The 15,817-nt window shown below is 38.2% G+C and carries 14 protein-coding genes; 11 read left to right on the forward strand and 3 right to left on the reverse strand.

Annotated elements, in window-relative coordinates:
- Positions 1 to 142 precede the first annotated feature (142 nt).
- The 7 genes from OKW21_RS09555 (at position 143) to OKW21_RS09585 (ending at position 9,084) form a co-directional block, all read left to right on the forward strand.
- On the forward strand, positions 143 to 802 hold the full coding sequence (locus tag OKW21_RS09555) for an ABC transporter ATP-binding protein (RefSeq protein ID WP_277479194.1): 660 nt from the start codon (positions 143 to 145) through the stop codon (positions 800 to 802).
- A 641-nt stretch (positions 803 to 1,443) separates the two neighbouring features.
- Positions 1,444 to 2,853 carry a sigma-54-dependent transcriptional regulator gene (locus tag OKW21_RS09560; RefSeq protein ID WP_338130038.1) on the forward strand — a complete coding sequence of 470 codons (1,410 nt, stop codon included), beginning with the start codon at positions 1,444 to 1,446 and terminating at the stop codon, positions 2,851 to 2,853.
- A gap of 223 nt (positions 2,854 to 3,076) precedes the next feature.
- A complete protein-coding gene (locus OKW21_RS09565; protein WP_277479195.1) occupies positions 3,077 to 4,924 on the forward strand; it encodes a sensor histidine kinase in 1,848 nt (615 codons plus the stop codon).
- Positions 4,925 to 5,059: 135 nt separating this feature from the next.
- Positions 5,060 to 5,941 carry a DMT family transporter gene (locus tag OKW21_RS09570; RefSeq protein WP_277479196.1) on the forward strand — a complete coding sequence of 294 codons (882 nt, stop codon included), beginning with the start codon at positions 5,060 to 5,062 and terminating at the stop codon, positions 5,939 to 5,941.
- 6 nt (positions 5,942 to 5,947) lie between these two features.
- Positions 5,948 to 7,078, forward strand: a complete 1,131-nt coding sequence (tgt, locus tag OKW21_RS09575; protein ID WP_277479197.1) for a tRNA guanosine(34) transglycosylase Tgt — start codon at positions 5,948 to 5,950, stop codon at positions 7,076 to 7,078.
- A 15-nt stretch (positions 7,079 to 7,093) separates the two neighbouring features.
- The gene (locus tag OKW21_RS09580; protein ID WP_277479198.1) at positions 7,094 to 8,167 is read left to right on the forward strand and encodes an LptF/LptG family permease; all 1,074 of its coding nucleotides are present in this window, start codon (positions 7,094 to 7,096) and stop codon (positions 8,165 to 8,167) included.
- The gene (locus OKW21_RS09585; RefSeq protein WP_277479199.1) at positions 8,167 to 9,084 is read left to right on the forward strand and encodes a DMT family transporter; all 918 of its coding nucleotides are present in this window, start codon (positions 8,167 to 8,169) and stop codon (positions 9,082 to 9,084) included. Before OKW21_RS09580 ends, OKW21_RS09585 begins: the two co-directional genes overlap by 1 nt.
- Positions 9,085 to 9,086: 2 nt before the next feature.
- Here the strand turns inward: OKW21_RS09585 and OKW21_RS09590 are convergent, their stop codons facing one another.
- Together OKW21_RS09590 and topA are read right to left on the reverse strand one after the other, a co-directional pair.
- Positions 9,087 to 9,806, reverse strand: coding sequence for a GIN domain-containing protein (locus OKW21_RS09590; RefSeq protein ID WP_277479200.1), 720 nt, complete (start codon positions 9,804 to 9,806; stop codon positions 9,087 to 9,089).
- A 97-nt stretch (positions 9,807 to 9,903) separates the two neighbouring features.
- Complete coding sequence (topA, locus tag OKW21_RS09595) at positions 9,904 to 12,252, reverse strand: type I DNA topoisomerase (RefSeq protein ID WP_277479201.1); 2,349 nt, start codon at positions 12,250 to 12,252, stop codon at positions 9,904 to 9,906.
- A gap of 157 nt (positions 12,253 to 12,409) precedes the next feature.
- Here topA and OKW21_RS09600 point away from each other — a divergent pair, with 157 nt between their 5' ends.
- The 4 genes from OKW21_RS09600 (at position 12,410) to OKW21_RS09615 (ending at position 14,660) form a co-directional block, all read left to right on the forward strand.
- Entirely contained in the window at positions 12,410 to 12,910 is a 501-nt protein-coding gene (locus OKW21_RS09600; protein WP_277479202.1) for a SixA phosphatase family protein, read from the forward strand.
- Positions 12,911 to 12,922: 12 nt separating this feature from the next.
- A complete protein-coding gene (locus tag OKW21_RS09605; RefSeq protein WP_277479203.1) occupies positions 12,923 to 13,252 on the forward strand; it encodes a phage holin family protein in 330 nt (109 codons plus the stop codon).
- 105 nt (positions 13,253 to 13,357) lie between these two features.
- On the forward strand, positions 13,358 to 13,828 hold the full coding sequence (locus tag OKW21_RS09610; protein ID WP_277479204.1) for a VTT domain-containing protein: 471 nt from the start codon (positions 13,358 to 13,360) through the stop codon (positions 13,826 to 13,828).
- 262 nt (positions 13,829 to 14,090) lie between these two features.
- Positions 14,091 to 14,660: a DUF4136 domain-containing protein gene (locus tag OKW21_RS09615; RefSeq protein WP_277479205.1), complete on the forward strand. Its 570-nt coding sequence runs from the start codon at positions 14,091 to 14,093 to the stop codon at positions 14,658 to 14,660.
- Between the two features lie 200 nt (positions 14,661 to 14,860).
- On the opposite strand, the gene OKW21_RS09620 is transcribed toward OKW21_RS09615, so the two are convergent.
- Positions 14,861 to 15,784: a chromosome segregation protein SMC gene (locus OKW21_RS09620; protein WP_277479206.1), complete on the reverse strand. Its 924-nt coding sequence runs from the start codon at positions 15,782 to 15,784 to the stop codon at positions 14,861 to 14,863.
- Between the last annotated feature and the right edge of the window lie 33 nt (positions 15,785 to 15,817).

The raw sequence follows: 15,817 nt of genomic DNA on the forward strand, positions 1-15,817 counted from the left end.
TAGTTTTATACTCAAAAATAAATAGCTAATGACACATTCTTTAGCTTAAAAAATGAACTTTGGGTATTACGACAATAATTAACTTAATTTCCAGCTTTAATTAATTTGTGTATTCAGTTTGAAAGTAAACGCTTGACCAATCATGCTTAAGGCAGAACGCATTGTAAAAAGTTACGGTAAACTTAAAGTACTAAAATCAATAGATTTAGTCATTGATCAGGGAAGGATAGTATCTATCGTTGGTGCTTCAGGTGCGGGGAAGAGCACTTTATTGCATATACTAGGTACATTGGATAAACCGGACGAAGGCAGAGTATGGCTGGGAGATATTGAGTTATCTAAGCTTAAGGGTAATGATTTAGCATTATACAGAAACCAGAATATTGGTTTTATATTTCAATTTCATAATCTAATGCCTGAGTTTACTGCTTTAGAAAATGTTTGTATACCTGGATATCTGGCAGGAAAAAAAAGTGATCGTGAAATAGTAAGTAGGGGCAGAGAGCTGTTGAATCTTCTGGGGCTTAAAGAAAGGCTTGATCATAAACCCAATGAGATGTCGGGAGGTGAGCAGCAACGTACGGCAGTTGCACGTGCCTTGATGAACAATCCAGCAGTAGTTTTTGCTGATGAACCTAGTGGCAACCTTGACTCCCATACGGCTGAAGAACTTCACCAGCTTTTCTTTCGTCTCCGGGATGAAATAGGTCAAACTTTTGTCATCGTAACTCATAATGAAGAACTTGCTGATATGGCAGATGAAAAATTTGAAATCAAAGATGGGGTGATTTTTACGGAATAATCGTAAGCCACATTGTTGTGAGTTTTTTCTATTTGTAGCTGTATAGCATAAAAATCTTCCAGGAGAAGTGATTTTAGGCTTATTAATTTGTCCTGTATCCGTTCAGGTTGGCATTACGCATGGCTGCGAAAAGTCACCTAACTTGTATTATTCCTCTTACATTTCATAAGAATCCAAAAATAATTCAAAGAGAAAATATTATATTTTTTGCTGGATAAGATCAGGCAAGTTTTATCGTTAATACTCGCCAAAAATTGTAATATTTAGATCAGTAAATATTAGAAGTATACGGAAAAAAGTACATGCTAGAATAGTAAGTTTTGGTAACTAATTTTAAAGCGAATTTACGATTCAAGCATAATTTGCCATAGCCCGTCTGAATTAGGTTGAATCGGCATTATTAAATGTATGTCTGCTAGGTGAGAAAAATGGTTCAATAGTAAAACCTCTATAAATATAATTAATCTAATAAATAATATAATCCCAAAATAGAATTGCTGCTTACAATAAATCAATAAAAACTTTGAAAATCACCAATTTGCAAACTATTTTAATAAAAAAGCTTAAATATATTGTATATCATTTTTCATAGATATATTAAGGTGTAAATTTGGAGCTGTAAAATACTTAAAGTGTGACTTATGGATACTATGGGAAAGTCAATTTTGGTAGTTGAAGATGAAGAGAATTTAAGGGGGTTGCTTTCTAAAATTTTAAGTCTTGAGGGTTTTAAAATACTTGAAGCAGGTGATGTAACTACAGCAAAAGACATTTTGCTTTCTGAGACAATACATTTGGTAGTGACCGATGTAATGCTACCGGACATTAATGGAATAGAATTTACAAAATATATCAAAAAAGAATATCCGCTTACTGAAGTGGTAGTGCTTACTGCTTTTGGTAATGTGAAAGATGGGGTAAAAGCCATGAAGCTAGGTGCTTTCGATTACCTCACTAAAGGTGATGGTGACGATATGCTACCCTTGATTGCCAAGAAAGCGATAGAGAAATCTATTCTACACCGTCAGGTACAGGAAATGGATTTTAGAACCGATTCTCGTTCAAGCTTTAAGAAAATCATAGGAAAATCCCGCCCTGTTAAAAAAATGATTGAGCTTGCTAAGAAAGTCGCTGTTACTGATACGACAGTGCTTTTACTTGGTGAAACCGGTACAGGAAAAGAGTTACTCGCAGAAGCTATTCATCTTGCAAGCCGGAGGCGTAAGGGGCCGTTTGTGACAATTAACTGTGCGGCTATTCCTAAAGATTTACAGGAGTCTGAGCTGTTTGGCCATAAAAAAGGTGCGTTTACAGGTGCTACCATGGATAAGAAAGGTTACTTTGAAGTAGCTGACCGTGGAACCATCTTCTTAGATGAACTCGGAGAGATGAGTCAGGAACTTCAGGCTAAGTTACTTCGTGCACTAGAGAATAAAACATTTAACAGAGTAGGAGACACCAATCCTATACCTGTGGATATCAGGATCATTGCGGCTACCAATAGGGATTTACTGGATGAGAATAACAGTGAGTTTCGCAGAGATCTTTATTACAGGCTAAGTACTTTTGCGATTGAATTACCCCCTTTAAGACAGCGTCCTGAGGATTTGGAGCTGATTGCTTTTCACTTTTTAAAAGCTTATGCTGAACAGGTGAATAAAGAAATTATAAAAATTGAGCCTGAATTCATGTATTACCTCAGGCGTTATCACTGGCCTGGCAACGTAAGAGAACTAAAAAATGTCATTGAGAGAGCTGTAATACTTTCTGATGGACGTGAACTTACTGTAGATACGCTGCCAAATGAAGTTTTGGCTGCTTCTCACCAAGAAATTCAGAGTCCAAAGAATGAAGTGATGCATGAAGAAAATGCATATTCTACCTATGAATCTGAACCCTCAGGTGACAATATTGATTTGAAGACAGTAGAGCAAGAACATATTCTGCGGGTATTAACTATGGTAAACGGGAATAAATCTGAAGCAGCGAAAAGACTAGACATTGGTCTGGCCACCCTTTATCGTAAGCTTAAAGAGTATAATGTGGGGTAATGATGTTTCATAATGAGGATTTTTTTTCATTATGACAAGCTTACCTTCTGCTATTATCACTTTTTCCTAAATTTTAACCATTCGTCTAATTATTGTGAGTTCTTCTGGAAAAAGCATTTTGCAAAAAATTGTTGCGCTGACTTCTTTTTATCAGAAGATGAAAATAAGAACCCAAATCTTTTCGGGATTTCTCCTTGTGCTCTTTTTGACACTAATCTTAGCAGTGGTAACCATATATTATCTGGGTAATCTGGGGACTGCTTCTACTAAAATTCTGGAAGATAATTACAGATCAGTCAAGGCATCTGAGCAGATATTAATCTCTTTGTCCAAAATGGATCAGATCTTGACAAAAGTTTGCCTTGGCCAAAATTATAACGATTCTTCTCTGATCACTATCCTAGATAAGGAAAAACAAATTCTTAATAATAATCTGGCCATTTGCCGGCAGAATGCTTCAAACCAAAAAGAAGTTATGCTTGTAAGTCAAATGGAAGATGAGTATGCCAGTTATATTCATCATGTTAACGATTTTAAGACAACAGTTGACAGGGTGGGGCTTTATTTTACTGTGCTTCAAAGGCTCAATGAAGTAATCAGAGAGAACTGTGTTGAGCTGGTTACGCTCAATCATAAAGATTTAAGTGCAAAAGACGATTATGCTCAGGCGTTGTATTTCAGGTCCAAGATCTATGTTTTTCTGATCATGGTTTTAGTATTAATGATTGTTGGATGGACAGTGTATAAAGTACCTCATGAGATTGTAAAGCCATTAACTAAGATTACTGAAAAGATCAAACGTATTTCTCAGGGTGAGTATCAGCAGGAAATAAAAGTTGATTCAAGCAGTGAGTTAGGGGACCTTGCGCTAGCATTCAATGATATGTCAGTTCGTTTACAGGAATTTGAAAAGCTAAACATTGAGGAAGTACAGATTCAGAAAAGTAGGATGGAATCTATCATCAGAAGTATGAATGATGGACTGATTATTCTTGATGAGCAGGAGGAGATTATTTTAGTAAATGAGACAAGCTCAAGTCTCATTGATATGGAAGAAAGTGAGCTGATTGGAAAAAAATTGTGGGAGCTTGCCGAGGAGAATGATGTATTGCAGGAGCTTGAAGCTTCTCTCAGCAAAAAAGATTATAAGCCGGCGTCCATACAAGAGACTCACAGCTTTTTAAAAATCCATAAAGAAGATGGTAAGAATGCATTCTTTACCAAGGAGATTTACAAAGTCTATAGTAAAGACACCTCTGTCAGAAAATTTCTCGGTCATATTATTACGCTCAAAGACATAACTTCATTCAAAGAATCAGATGAAGCAAAGTCAAATTTCATTGCGGTAGTATCTCATGAGCTTAAGACGCCTCTTTCAGCACTGAATATGAGTTTGATGTTGTTAAGCAATACTCGTTTTGGTGCGCTAAATGAAGAACAGAGTAAAACAGTAAATTCAATGAAGCGAGAGGTACAGCGACTGGTAAATATGGTCACAGAATTACTAGATCTCTCAAAAGTTGAAAATGGGCGTATCACTTTAGAAAAAGAACTGATCAATCCTTCAATTTTGATGGAGTATGCGGTTGCACCTGTTGAGGTAAAATTCAAGCAGAAAGATGTGCTGATCGTTAAGAAAATAGATGAGAGTCTGCCGGATATTTGTATTGATCCTGAAAAGATATCCTGGGTACTCATTAATTTAATGACCAATTCACTTCGCTACTCTCCTGAAGGGGGCAAAATAATTTTAGAAGCCAGAAAAGTAGATGGCATGGTAGAATTTTCAGTGAAAGACTATGGTCCCGGCATTTCTAAAGAAAACCTAAAAAGAGTTTTCAACAAATTTGTGCAGTTAAACACTAACGGAAAGAAAAATAAGCATGGCTTAGGGTTGGGATTAGCCATCTCCAAAGAAGTGGTAGATGCCCATGGCGGTCAGATTCATGTGGAGAGCGAATTAGGAGCGTGGAGCAGGTTCTACTTTCAGGTACCTATTAAAGCCGACGCTGATGATAAAGAGTTGTTATTCAATCAGCGAAAGCAACACAAACCGATTCAAATCAGTTAAGACTTTAAAATTTCCATATACGAATTATCGTAAACAGTTCCATGTTTTGAAAAGGTTTACCAAAGGCGCTAAACTCTTAGTGTCTTTTTTTATTTATTAATAGCATGTTGATAACATCAGCGATTCAAGAATAAGATGCAAATAAGTAAGGGGGTTAAGTACATGTTGCTCGCTACTTTCCTTTTTGCCTGTATGAATGTGTTAGTCAAATGGGTGACACAAATACCGGCAGTGGAAGTAGTTTTTTTTCGATCTGTAATATCACTTGTTCTGAGCTACAGTATACTTAAAGCAAAAGGTATTCATATCTGGGGAAATAATAAACCACTTTTGATTGCCAGGGGGGCCTCTGGAGCAGTAGGCTTGGTATTGTACTTTGTAATCATACAGCAAATACCACTGGCTACCGCGGTTACTCTTCAGTTTTTAGCACCAATAGTGACGGCGATATTGGGAGTTCTCATATTAGGTGAACGATTCAGGTTCTGGCAGGGCATTTTCTTTGTCCTGTCTTTCTGCGGAATTTTGATCGTGAATGGTTTTGATGCCAGGGTAGAAATCATACATATCCTGATGGGGATTATGGCTGCTTTAGGGGCAGGAATGGCTTACACCATCATACGCAAACTGAAAAAAAGCGAACATCCGCTAGTGATCGTCATGTACTTTCCTCTGGTCACAGTGCCTATCACAGGTGCTTATTCAGCCTGGAACTGGGTAATGCCACAAGGTATTGAGTGGCTTACGCTACTGGGTATTGGATTACTCACCCAGTTTGCTCAGTATTTCCTGACCAAATCTTTTCAGGAGGAGGAAATTAACAAAGTAGCGAGCCTTAAGTACTTAAATATTATCTATGCTTTATGCTTTGGCTATATTTTCTTTGGTGAAACTTTTAATATTTACACCTATCTGGGAATGATGCTCGTAGTGGGAGGAGTAATTCTTAATATCTGGTATAAACAAAAAATAAGTAAAGCTGAAAAAGAGATGGTTTCGCTAAAACATACAGCCTAGTAGAATATGAAATTTGAATTACAAGTAAATGATCAGAAGTCCAAGGCAAGGGCAGGGGTACTGTATACTGATCACGGGTTAATACATACACCTATTTTTATGCCTGTAGGAACGGCAGGAACCGTGAAAGCGGTACATCAGAGAGAGCTGAAAGAGGATATCAATGCGGACATTATTCTTGCTAATACATATCACTTATATCTTAGACCTGGCCTTCAACTGCTCGAGAATGCAGGTGGTCTGCATAAATTTAATGGCTGGGATGGCCCCATACTGACCGACAGTGGCGGTTATCAGGTGTATTCGTTGGCAGAAAACCGTAAAATTGAAGAAAAGGGAGTTACTTTTCAGTCTCATATAGACGGTTCAAAGCATTTTTTTACGCCTGAAAGTGTGATGGATATACAGCGAAGCATAGGCGCAGACATTATCATGGCATTTGATGAATGCACGCCTTATCCCTGCGAATATGAGTACGCAAAATCATCCCTGGCCATGACGCACCGCTGGCTCAAGCGCTGTTGTGCGCGTTTTGATGCTACTGAAGCCAAGTACGGTTTTGAACAGACACTCTTTCCAATCGTACAGGGAAGTGTCTATAGAGATCTTCGCAAGGAGTCAGCAGAGTTTGTTGCGGGTTGTGAGAGAGATGGCTATGCTATTGGAGGATTAGCAGTGGGTGAACCAGCTGAAATGATGTATGAAATGACAGAACTGGTTTGTGATATATTACCAACGGATAAGCCGCGTTATCTTATGGGTGTGGGTACACCGGCAAATATTCTCGAATCTATTGCCCAGGGAGTGGATATGTTTGACTGTGTAATGCCTACCAGAAATGCCCGCAATGGTATGTTGTTTACTACCCAGGGAATTATTAATATCAGGAACGAAAAATGGAAAGATGAACTTACTCCTATTGACGCAGCATTAGGTGGGTATGTAAGTACACATTATTCCAAAGCTTACCTAAGGCATCTCATTCATTCAAAAGAAATATTAGGAGCGCAGATTGCGAGTGTTCACAATCTTACTTTCTATCTCTGGCTGGTTCGTCAGGCAAGAGAACATATTCAGGCTGGTGATTTTTCCATTTGGAAAAATAGTATGGTAAACAAACTAATGACCAGACTTTGACGTGCTTATAAGTACATGAAGATACTAGACGTATATATTATCAAGAAGTTCTTAGGCACTTTCTTCTTTGTCGTCTTACTACTGGTCGCAGTAGTCAGTGTGATAGACTATACTGAGAAGAATGATGACTTTATGGAGCATCAACTGAATGCCATGCAAATCATGGCTTATTATGTTGATTTTATACCCTATGTAGCTAGTCTCATCACTCCCATTACAGTATTTATTGCTGTTGTTTTTGTTACTTCTAAACTTGCCGGCAATACAGAAATTATTGCAATACTGAGTAGTGGTGTGAGCTTTCGAAGAATGCTTGTTCCCTATATGATCGGTGCATTATTTATTGCAGCAATAAGCTTTTGGCTAAATGGCTGGGTGATCCCCAATGCTAATAAGGACAGGATCGCTTTTGAACTTAAATATGTTAAAAGTCCATTTGACTACAGTGAGCGTAACATCCATATGAAAATATCTCCTGAGGCATACGCGTATATGGAGAGTTATAATAACAATGCTGACGTTGGCTACCGATTTACTTTAGAGAAAATTGAAGGGAATCAGATGCTGGAAAAGATTACTGCCAGAAGAATAGAATGGGATTCCGCTACCTCTAAGTGGAGATTGAGACAATGGAAAAAGCATGTATTTAATGGCATGGATGAGTCTATCAATACTGGAGATGAAATGGATACAACACTTAACATCCATCCAAAAGACTTTGGAAGTACCTATGGAATGTACGAAACCTTAACCTTACCTGAGCTGAACAGCCACATTGAGATATTAAAAGAAAGAGGGGCTAACGATATTCCACTGTATCGGGTGGAAAAGTATATTCGTTACATGTCACCCTTTACCGCTATCATATTGACTTTCATTGGCGTTATTATGTCTGCTAAAAAAGCCAGAGGTGGCTCAGGTTTTCAAATAGCTTTGGGTTTTGGTATTGCTTTTCTGTTTATCATCTTCTTCATTTTTTCCCGAAGTATTGCAGAAGCAAATTCTATGAATCCCATCATAGCGGTATGGATTCCCAATATCATTTTTACAGGTGTTGGGGTGATACTTTATAAATTTGTACCTCGTTAATGGCTGGACAGGTAAAACATTATATCCATCTCCATTTTGTAGTGTTGATTTGGGGTTTTACGGCTATACTAGGACTGTTTATTACGATACCTGCAGTAGAAATCGTATTGTATCGTACATTATTAGCCACAGTCGCTTTGGCTGTTTTATTGCTTCTTTGGAGAAAGCCATTACAACTGGAGAACAGAGCCATGATTCAAATCATGCTAACCGGCTGTCTTATTGGTGCTCATTGGATATTATTTTTTGGTTCAGCCCGGGTTTCCACAGCTTCTGTATGTCTGGCAGGCATGGCTACTAGCTCCCTCTGGACAAGTTTTATTGAACCCTTCTTTTACCGCAAAAAAATAAAGCTTTATGAAGTTGGTTTAGGTCTCATGGTCATATTTGGACTGTATCTCATTTTCAGCTTTGAATTTAATCATGCATTAGGGCTTATTATGGCAGTTGCCTCAGCCTTCTTAGCTTCTCTTTTTACAGTGATCAATAGTAAGTTTACCAAGCAGTATTATCACTACACCATCACTTTTTATGAGATGGGAGGAGCATTTTTGTTCACTTTATTATTTCTGCCTTTTTATTCAAAATACATAAGTGAGGGCGGGCTGGTGTATTGGCAGCCCACTGCAATGGACTGGGTTTACCTGACAGTGCTTGCACTGCTTTGTACCGTTTATGCTTATTCAGCTTCTGTTGGATTGATGAAAAATGTATCGGCTTATGCGGTTAACCTGACTACCAATATGGAACCTGTGTACGGAATACTCTTAGCACTAATATTACTGGGTGACAAAGAACAGATGACACCTGGTTTTTATGCCGGAACGGGAATTATATTAGCATCTGTTATTGCTTATCCTATCATCAGAAGATATCAGCGGAGAAAGTCAGCAAAAGCAGAGCTTAGCCATAGCTAATGTTACTGATATACACGCAAGCTTAAATCTCCTAATACTAGCTTTTTGTCTACCCACGGGTTTCCCTGACAGCGAATACTGGCATCGCCAAGTGAGGTTAAGAAGAGCTGATCACTTATATTAAGCTCAAATACGTTATCGCCGAACGCATGTATTTTACCCTTTGCGCAAGAAAGGCTGAGTAATGAAACTTTGTGGTCCCCGAATGCTTTAAGTTTGATCTGATCTACTTCGCCCCGCTCAATAGTGAGATTGTTATCACCATACAATGAGGTTTTGAGCTTTTGCACGTAGATGGATTTAAAATTAATATGATTATCTCCGTAAGACTTTAATATGAATTTTTCTCTGTCAAGCTCTCCTGTATGATACACTTCATTATCGCCTTTCACAACAAGCTTCTCCAATTCCTTATAGCTTAGGATAAGCTGTACATCAGCATTTGGGTATTGATTATACTTACAGCCATTTTTACACCCATTCAGGTAAATTTTCAACTTTTTTCCTTTTACTTCAACAATTATATCTTCTGGATTTACATTAATATAATCAATTGTAAGCTGCTGGCTGCTTCCTTGATAAAGTTGGATGTTTATGCCATCAGAAATGATGACTTGGGAAAAGGGCACTGCAATTACCTGCTTCAGCGTACGAGCTTCCGCTGAACAAAACATAGTTAGCAGTAAGGCGAAGGATGAGAACGAATGATAAAAAGTAAGCATAATTAGTGTAGTTTTAGAAGAGATGCATTATGTAGCAAGGAGGTTGCATCAGCATTCTAAAAAAAAAATCCCGACAATTTCTGTCGGGATAACGCTATTATTTTTTCTTAGACCTGCTTCTACCTTTTTTTTCCGGTGCTTTTTCTGCCAGTTCCAGGCACTCCTCCAGGGTGAGTTCTGAAGGCTCTTTGTCTTTTGGAATTTTGACGTTCTTTTTACCCACCTTGATGTAAGGGCCATAGCGGCCTTTAAGTACCTGTACTTCTTCATTTTCATCAAAAACTTTGATGTATTTTTCCGCATCCGCTTTTCTTTTGGCCTCAATCAGCTCAATAGCTCTATCAATATCTATAGCCATAGGATCTTCATCCTTTGGTATAGAGGCAAATAGGTTTTTGTGCCGTACATAAGGTCCAAAACGACCAATATTAGCCGTTATGGTCTCTCCTTCAAACTCACCAACTTCTCTAGGTAGTTTGAATAATTCAAGTGCCTCTTCCAGGGTAATGGTTTCAATAAACTGACCTTTTCTCAGACTGGCGAACTTTGGTTTTTCTTCAGCATCCATTTCACCCAACTGGACCATAGGGCCAAATTTTCCCAGGCGTGCGATCACTGGTAAGCCTGTTTTGGGGTCTTCTCCCAGAAGACGATCATTTTTAACCTGAGACCTGTCTATCTGCTCAGAACTTTCTACTTTAGAATGGAAACGTTGATAAAATTCATCTAACATCTGTACCCACTCTTTTTTACCCTGGGCAATTTCATCAAATTCTTTTTCTACCCGAGCTGTAAAAGAGTAATCAATTACATTGTCAAAATATTCAACCAGAAAATCATTGACTACCATCGCGATATCAGTAGGAAAAAGCTTTTTCTTTTCCGTACCGGTAATTTCGGTAAGCTTCTGCTGGTCTATTTTGTCACCCTTTTTGATCAGGGTAAGCTCTTTGTATTCTCTTTCTGTACCCGCACGATCTTCTTTAAGGATATAGCCTCGCTTTTGAACAGTAGAGATAGTAGGTGCGTAAGTAGAGGGTCTGCCTATGCTCATTTCTTCCAGTTTTTTTACGAGGCTAGCCTCCGTATAGCGGGGAGGATGACGCGTAAAGCCCTGTCTGGCCTTCATAAAATCAAGTGTTAGCTTCTGACCTTCGGTAAGGGGAGGAAGCATACCTTTACGGTCCTCATCATTTTCTTCATCGTCAGTAGATTCTATGTAAACCTTCAAAAAACCATCAAACTTGACCACTTCACCAGTTGCAGAAAGTGAATCCGGCAGGCCTTGGGCTGATGAAGGATTTTTATAATCAATCGCGATGGTAACTAAGGTACGCTCAATCTGAGCCTCAGCCATTTGAGAAGCGATAGCCCTTTTCCAGATCAGTTCATAAAGCCTTTGCTCATTACGGTCTTTACCGGCTTCATTGGTTGAGAAGTCCGTGGGACGTATGGCTTCGTGCGCTTCCTGAGCAGAATCTGACTTGGTTTTAAAAGTACGTGTGTGTAAATAACCGTCTCCGAAGGTAGCTTTTATTTCTTTAGAGGCACCCTGTAATGCTTCCTCAGATAAATTAGTAGAATCAGTTCGCATATAGCTGATCTTACCTGCCTCATAAAGTCGCTGTGCCAGCGTCATGGTTTGAGAAACGGAGAATCCAAGTTTACGGGCAGCTTCTTGCTGAAGCGTAGAAGTAGTAAATGGGGGAGAAGGTGATTTTTTTACAGGTTTCTTCTCCAGCTTTTTAATGTGGAAGTCTGCATCACGGCATGCTTCCAGAAAAGCTAGTGCTTCCTCTTCAGTATCAAATTTTTTGGGAAGTTCAGCCTTAAGCATACTGTTTTTATCTACGATAAATTCGGCGCTAACTTTATAAGAAGATTTGGACTCAAACTCCGTAATTTCACGCTCACGCTCTACCACAAGCCTTACAGCCACGGACTGTACACGCCCGGCAGAGAGGCCTCTCTTTATCTTTTTCCAGAGTACAGGAGAAAGTTCAAACCCTACGAGACGATCCAGGATTCGTCTTGCCTGTTGCGCATTGACAAGGTCTAGGTCAATGCCCCTGGGGGTCTGAATAGCATTTAAAATCGCGGTTTTTGTAATTTCTCTGAAGACAATGCGGCGTGTTTTCTCGTCTTTAAGCTTCAACTCTTCTTTGAGGTGCCATGAAATAGCTTCTCCTTCACGGTCATCATCACTCGCCAGATAGATAAGATCAGAATCTTTTACTAATTTTTTCAGCTGCGAGATAACTTCTTTTTTATCAGAAGAAACTGTATAAGTAGGTTTGAAACCATTATTGATGTCAATAGCTTTATCATCTTTTGGCAGATCTCGTATATGTCCGTAGCTTGAAGCGACAACATAATCTTTACCTAAATATCCTTCTATGGTTTTCGCTTTCGCCGGTGATTCTACGATTACTAAGTTCTTGGGCATCTTATGCTTACTTTATGGTCGGTTTAGAAATAAGTACGAACAGGCGTAATAAATAATTATTGAGATAAACTACATTTTAACTACTTTTTAAACAACACATTGCAATATTCGCTGCAAATAAAAGGAATTGTTTTTTCATTAACATATACTTCTACAAATGGTTAAGAAATTGTTTTTAGGGCGCCATGCCGAGTCTGCTGAAGCAGTAGCTGGTATCAAAGATATAGAAAGAGATCTTACTGCCAAAGGGTATCGCGACGCTCCCCGTGTAGGGAAATACCTGTTTGAACAAAATTTACTACCCGATACAGTAATCAGCAGCAGTGCTCAACGTGCTAAGGCTACCGCAGAACTTATGGCAGAGCAATTGAAATATGAATTGCACAAAATTAATTTTTCAGATGATCTATATAATGCTTCTGTGCGCACCCTGCTCAAGGTGGTGAATGAAGAACAAAGTACATGTAATCACCTCATACTGCTTGCTCACAACCCTGCAATCTCCTACTTGGCCGAATATCTCAGCAACGAAAATATAGGAAGCATAGTAGCAGGGGGTATGATTATTCTGAACTTTGATATAGGTAGCTGGGAAGAAGTTTCCGAAGGTAATGGTGAATTCTATATGTACATTCAACCCGATCAGATTATTTTTTAACCATTCAGTCTTATGATTATAGAGTTACTTGTGAATGCGGTAGCGGTATTTTTAGCTGCTTACTTACTTCAAGGCGTTGAAGTAAAAAGTTTCTGGAGCGCTATTCTTACTGCTGTCGTACTGGCCATCGTAAATGCAGTCATCAAGCCTATTATGATTTTCCTTACTATTCCGGTTACGATAATCACCTTTGGCTTATTTTTACTGGTAATCAACGCACTCATGCTAATGCTGGTGGATGCGATACTTCCCGGTCTAAAAATTAAAAACTTCTGGTGGGCACTCATCTTTGGGATTGTTCTCTCAATCATTAATGCGATTTTGTCCTGGATTATCTTATAATGAAAAGTGGATAGCGATAAGTTTATTTTTCTAGCCCGAAATTTAGTAAGGGGAATAATTTGGCTTACAGTATTGGTGGGGGCCTTTTATGTGATTAAAAAATATGTGGATGTAGATTACTTACTATGGCTCAAACCCATATATGATGAGCCTTATTTGGTATATGCTATTTACACTGTTTCTGAGGTGCTTTTTGGAATCATACCCCCTGAAATATTTATGATTTGGGGGCTTAGAAGCAGCAACCTTAATACATATATTGAAGTTGTAATTCTCCTTACATTGATTTCTTTTCTGGCCGGAGTGATCGGTTTTTTGATAGGTAAGTACCTGGAGCATACCCAGTTTTTTAAGCTTTTTAAGAAAAAAGTATTCGGTAAGTATGAAAAATACTTATATCACTATGGTGCTTTTATCATCATTGTAGCTGCACTAACGCCACTGCCCTTTTCAGGCGTAAGTATGTTGGTGGGAAGTGTAGAATTCCCCCTTCGTAAGTACGCCATATTTGCCCAGGCTCGTTTTATCAGGTTTTTAGTATATTCATACGTGATCTGGGAAGTAAATATGTTATAGTTAAACTTTCTTGTATTCTGCTAGTTTACTCAGCATCCTTTAAACTTTGTGAGTCTGCTCTGTGAAAAGAATCCTGCTAAGCAACCTGATCAACAAACTTCATGTATAGTTCTGAGAGCAGTATCCATCATGATTGTCAGGAAGGCTACAATTTGATCTTTATATCATTTATATCAATAGATATTTGTGTAATATCAATGTAGTATGATAACAATTAATTACTATATTTAAATAACTGCGAATAATCTATATCTATTAAACTATGAAGGCTACTTTCTCTATTGCGATTCTCTCATTGCTCTTTTTAGCAAGTTGCATGGGTTATAAAGAGTTTCCTGTTGAATCTGACTACAGTTATGAAGGAGATTTTAAAAAGTATAAGACTTTTAATTTTCTCGATACCAGAAGCTCAGGTCCGGATTCCAGCATCCAAAATCATATCATAGAAGAATCTATCAAAGCAAGGATGGAATTACAGGGTTATGATTACTCAGAAGAAGCTCCACGTTTGCTGGTTTCATATAAGATATTTTATGATAGTTTATTCTTTACAGGTTATGAACAGCCCGATTTAGAAATGTTTATTGAATATGAAGAGTCAATAGACAAAGACATGGATCCAGTAAAATATAACCTGCGACAAGGTACACTTTTAGTGCTTATCTATGATCGTGAGCGGAAAAAATCAATATGGCAAGGGTATGCATCTGGTGTTTTCGGTAACCAATACTTTAATGACAAACGTTATCTTCAGGGGGCAGTAAGGTCAATCTTTGATCAGTACAAAGTATTTGCTGAAGGTTTTGTGGTAGAAAAGAAAAAGTTACGGTAACACTTCTACTTCGCTATGGCACAATATTGATTTTCAGAATTTTACCGGATCATATACGTTCCGGTTTTTTTATGTAAGTACCAAAAACTAAAATGACACACAGGAACCATTCCCTTATTCTTTTAAAAATTCAGACGCAAAAAGCCGCTTAAGTAGCGGCTAAACAATTATGAGATTGAAAATAGTTGGTTCATTTAGCCTCAACGTATTTCAAAATTTGTTTTACCTATGATGTAATCGTCTGTATAAATTTCAATAGTGTGTCGACCTTCAGCATAATCACTTCCTTTTTCATAAAGAAATGTTAGTTCTTGTTGGGTATTATCAAAAAGGATCTCTTGCTTTTGCGTGAAGAAAACTTCTTTGCCATCCTTCATGAAAGTGCCTGCCCCCTTAGCTACATCAAAAATCACATTACCGTCTGGGTCAATCACACGTACCATGATATCTTTACCTTCTACTGGAGCCACATCATTTTTCGCCAGATTAAATTTTAGCTGTAACTGTTCAATTTGATTGTTACGATAGCGGTCTCTTTCTTTGGCATTCCCCCGACCATTAATTCCCATGACGCTGATGTTCTCAGCTTTTAGCATTGAAGCTACTTCTACCTTTTCAGAAAGCTGCTCATTATTAGTTTTTACTTCACTGATGGTTTTATTTAACACTCTCTGATCTTCCTTGAGCTCAGTGTTTTCCGCATATAAAGCTTCATTAAGCTCTTTTAATTCGGCGATTTCAGCGTCTTTTTTGATAAGCAGTTCCCGATAACCTTCTACACGATTTCTGATTTGATCATAACGTTTTTGAGCTAACTGCCCCTCGTTCTGTAACTGTTCTTTTTCCTGCTCCAACGTTTCTCTAATTAACCGTAGTTCTTCTACATCCTCACCTAGCTTTTGTAACTCTTCAATCTTTAGGTTAAGCTCGTTACTCATGGATTCCAGCTTGTTGTAGGTTTCTTCCAGTTCCTCTTTACTACTTTGTAGCTCAGTACCCATTTCCTGATTGTTTTGGTAATAAAGGAAAAGCGTAACTACGTTTACCAGAAGCAACAGGCCAATAACAGTGATTAAAATAGTTCTATTTTTGGATCGTTGTTGCTCAGTCTGATTCGTTGACATAAATTGATATAGTTATTTGTTCTTTAATGTGTA

The organism is Catalinimonas alkaloidigena (genome assembly GCF_029504655.1).
GTDB classification, from domain to species: domain Bacteria; phylum Bacteroidota; class Bacteroidia; order Cytophagales; family Cyclobacteriaceae; genus Catalinimonas; species Catalinimonas alkaloidigena.